Below are 2,184 nucleotides of genomic sequence, written 5' to 3'. Positions count from 1 at the left end.
CAAAATGGTAATAAGAAGGCCGCTGCTTAACCCCTAAGCAGCTTAACTACGTGTCCACGATTTGCGGGCAACCCCAAAATATCGCCAGGCAGTGCAATTATGGCCAAGATCAACTCGCCAAAGTCAACGATCTTGCCGAAGAAAACCACAACAAAGCCGACCAAGAAACAGGCCGACCAGCCTTCTACGACAACGCTATCCCAACCGAGTACGAACACTCGATAGGAATCAGAAAAGACCCCATGAAGTAACTAACCGTGTACCCGCCCCGCAACACGCCGAACGGACACACATTCTGCTACTTAACCCTACTTTTTGGTTGTTCATGTTTCAGCTTCTCTACACATTCAAAGGACAACTGCACAATGACCTAAAGCAGGCCGACTTGGCCTCAGTGGCTGCGCTTACCGCCATCCATTTGCATTTAATTGTCAATAAGCGTCGACGGGGATAGGCTGAGTGCATGGCACACGAGCACCACGACCACGATCACTCCAGCACGCCGCTGCGCGCACTCTTGATTGCGCTAGGCATTACCGGCACCGTCTTCTTCGCGGAGCTGATCGGCGGCTGGTTGGCGGGTTCGATGGCGCTGATGGCGGATGCGATGCACATGCTTTCCGACGCTGCGGGGTTGATCATCGCGGTGTTAGCGGTGTTGGTTGGGCGCCGACAAGCATCGGCTCAGGCCACGTACGGCTACCGACGAGTGGAGGTGCTTGCTGCACTGGCGAACGCAGTGATGGTGCTGGCGATCTCGGTGTGGATTGTCGTCGAGGCGGTGCGCCGCCTGCAGAGCCCGGCCGAAGTGCAGGGAAAAACGATGCTGATCATCGCGGTGATCGGCCTGGTGGCGAATGCGCTATCGGCGTGGGTTCTGCACCGGCACCGCAAATCCTCGATCAACGTGGAGGGCGCGTTCTTGCACGTGTTAGTGGATATGCTCGGCTCTGTCGCAGTAATCGTGGCCGGCATCGTGGTACTGACCACGGGGTTTGTGGCGGCGGACGTGATCGCCTCCCTAGCGATCGCGGCGATGGTGCTGCCGCGCGCCTGGCAGCTCATGCGGCTTTCGACGAGCGTGCTGCTCGAGCAAGTCCCGGCGGACTTCGACGCCAGTGCGATCGAGCCCGCGCTGCGGCAGGTCGAGGGCGTTGCTGACATCCACGACCTGCACCTGTGGAGCCTGGACGGCGTGAACGTGCTCACGACCGTGCATATCGTGCGCGACGGCACCGTCGGCACCGGCCCGCTGTTGGATGCCGCCCAGCAGGCCCTGCGCGAACACGGTATCGAGCACTCCACCATCCAGATTGAGCACCCAGAGCACGAATCCCACGAGACGGTGTGCTGATTCCCTTCTAACCTGACTTAGGCCAATTTTGTGCGGAAGTTCGCGGCCGGTGATTACTTGGATGGTGGCAGTGAGGTCGGGCGGGAATGGTACGGCGGCGTGAATGGTTTCGCCGCCAACGACGAGTTGAAAGCTGCGGTATTTCTTGAGTGTTCTCACGAGGCGTTTGATGAAGTGACCACTGCGGGTCTCCATCAGGTGGGTCACGGCTAGTGCTGCCATCACAATATTGAGATGTGCTGTGATCGAGTTTTGTTTCCTCGCATAGATTGGGCGTGCTTTCAGGTCTGATTTCGACATCCGATACGACATTTTCAATGTGGAATAGCCTGCGGTAATGCCCGATAACCTCCTGGGCGGGAAGAGCGGTCAGGTCGGTTTCATAGCCTTTAATTCCGGCTAGGGCTCGGTGTTTGGCAGCGAGAGCGTAGTTGACCTTCTTGTTCGGGGTGGAAAGATCGAAATAGCGGTTGCGCTTAATGGCGATTTCGCCGTCAACAGCGCGTTTGGCTTTTGCGACTTGCTCTTTGATTCCGCGCAGGCCGCGTCTGGCCCGATCATAGGAGTACTGGAAGTGGGTCACCGTATTCGGGGTTGTGTGTTTGCGCGCATCGCTTGCCGAGGCTTGTGTCCAGATCTGGCCGTGGGCGTAGGCTTCACCAGGGATTTCCCGCCGCCAGGTTTCAATCACCTCAGGCACGGTGGGGTTTCACCGACAAAATGTAGTGCAGACCTGCATCTATCAATGCTTGCTTGAGGTTACCCTCGTTTAGTGGACACCCTATTAGTACGGATCTTGTGTCCGTAGGAGAGGATGTTCATTGTGAGTT

At 57.2% G+C, this 2,184-nt stretch carries 1 protein-coding gene and 2 pseudogenes; 2 read left to right on the top strand and 1 reads right to left on the bottom strand.

Going from position 1 to position 2,184, the window contains the following annotated elements; translation table 11 throughout:
- Positions 1 to 71: 71 nt before the first annotated feature.
- Together ABRP87_RS11170 and ABRP87_RS11165 are read left to right on the top strand one after the other, a co-directional pair.
- Positions 72 to 251: pseudogene (locus tag ABRP87_RS11170) on the top strand (IS1249 family transposase); the annotation flags it as partial.
- Positions 252 to 463: 212 nt separating this feature from the next.
- Positions 464 to 1,354, top strand: coding sequence for a cation diffusion facilitator family transporter (locus tag ABRP87_RS11165; RefSeq protein ID WP_005276393.1), 891 nt, complete (start codon positions 464 to 466; stop codon positions 1,352 to 1,354).
- A 30-nt stretch (positions 1,355 to 1,384) separates the two neighbouring features.
- Here ABRP87_RS11165 and ABRP87_RS11160 read toward each other — a convergent pair.
- Positions 1,385 to 2,109 (bottom strand): annotated as a pseudogene (locus ABRP87_RS11160) (IS1634 family transposase); the annotation flags it as partial.
- Between the last annotated feature and the right edge of the window lie 75 nt (positions 2,110 to 2,184).

It is taken from the genome of Corynebacterium sp. KPL2830, from assembly GCF_040225635.1.
In the GTDB taxonomy this organism is placed as follows: Bacteria; Actinomycetota; Actinomycetes; order Mycobacteriales; family Mycobacteriaceae; genus Corynebacterium.
The sequence above is the reverse complement of the archived record's forward strand: the minus strand, read 5'-3'. Positions and strand labels throughout refer to the sequence as shown.

What these genes read in the sequence shown, in the direction of transcription:
- ABRP87_RS11165 (WP_005276393.1), top strand. Translation starts at nt 464, where the DNA reads ATGGCACACGAGCACCACGACCACGATCACTCCAGCACGCCGCTGCGC.